Here is a 796-nt window from a genome sequence, read left to right as displayed (position 1 = left end):
GGCGCGCTGGGCCCGCAGCCGGGCCTCCCGCTCGGCGGCCGCCGCCCGGCGCAGTGAATCGGCCCGTCCGCGAACGGCATTCGCGCGTTCCTCGGCGGTGCGCACGGTCAGCCGCGCCTCCACCTCGACGGAGCGGGCCGCCTCGGCGGCGGCCATCGACGCCTGCCGGTCGACCGGTTCGGCCTCCATGGTCGGCACCTGCTCGGCGTTGTGCAGGCGCTGCTCGATCTCGGCGAGCTCCTCGACGGTGCGCGCGCGGCCGGTCTCCAACTCGTCGCGCTGGGTGATCAGCCGCTGCCATTCGTCGTCGGCGGCGCGGGCGTCCTGCCCGAGCCGGCCTAGCTGCTCGTAGATGGCCGAGATCGCCGCGTCGGACTCGTTGAGGGCGGCCAGCGCCTCCTCGGCGGAGTCCTGGCGGGCGCGTTGTTCGTCGAGTGCGCCTGCCAGCGCGGCGGTCAGCTCGCCGACCAGTTTCTCCGCGGCCACCAGGTCCGTGCGGGCCTTGTCGATCTCCGAGGCGATCTCCAGCGTGCTCGGCTTGCGGTCCGATCCGCCGCTGACCCAGCCCGCCCCGAACAGGTCACCGTCGGCGGTCACCGCGCGCAGGCCGGGCCGGGCGGTCACCAGCTGCTGCGCCGCCGCCAGGTCATCGACCACGGCGACGTGGGCGAGCATCGCCGTGACAGCCCCGCGCAGCCGGTCGGGCGCATCCACCACATCGGTCGCCCACACCGCCCCCGCGGGCAGCGTCTCCGCCGGTGGCACGGCGGCCGCGGGCCAGTCCCCCAGCACGATC

At 75.8% G+C, this 796-nt stretch carries 1 protein-coding gene; it reads right to left on the bottom strand.

Annotation, left to right across the window (positions count from 1 at the left end; translation table 11 throughout):
- On the bottom strand, positions 1–796 hold a 796-nt coding region (locus tag H7I41_RS17095), incomplete at both ends, for an SMC hinge domain-related protein (RefSeq protein WP_505011367.1).

The organism is [Mycobacterium] manitobense (assembly GCF_025821665.1).
Classification (GTDB): domain Bacteria; phylum Actinomycetota; class Actinomycetes; order Mycobacteriales; family Mycobacteriaceae; genus Mycobacterium; species Mycobacterium arseniciresistens.
This window is presented reverse-complemented; position numbering and strand designations above follow the sequence as displayed.